Genomic DNA, 281 nt, shown 5'->3' with positions numbered 1-281 from the left:
AAAAATACTATGAAGTAACCGTTAGCCTGGCTCAGCAGGATCCGGATTTATTGGTGCCTGGACGTAAAGTGGAAGCGCGGATTAAGGTACTGGAACAACCCGACAGTTTGGTAGTACCGCTGCAAAGCCTGTTTAATCAGCAGAACAACTATCAGGTGTTTCGCAAAGACGGAAGTGATTTTACCACCGTGCCTGTTCAGGTCGGTCGTACCAGCCTGTCTCATGCGCAAATCATCGCGGGCCTTGACGAAGGCGATGAGATTGCCTTGATCAATATCGAG

1 pseudogene is annotated in these 281 nt (G+C 49.1%); it reads left to right on the top strand.

The window, feature by feature from the left end:
* Positions 1 to 281, top strand: a pseudogene (locus J0A66_RS23175) (efflux RND transporter periplasmic adaptor subunit); the annotation flags it as partial.

The sequence above is a fragment of the Bowmanella dokdonensis genome (genome assembly GCF_017254865.1).
In the GTDB taxonomy this organism is placed as follows: Bacteria; Pseudomonadota; Gammaproteobacteria; order Enterobacterales; family Alteromonadaceae; genus Bowmanella; species Bowmanella dokdonensis.
The sequence above is the reverse complement of the archived record's forward strand: the minus strand, read 5'-3'. Positions and strand labels throughout refer to the sequence as shown.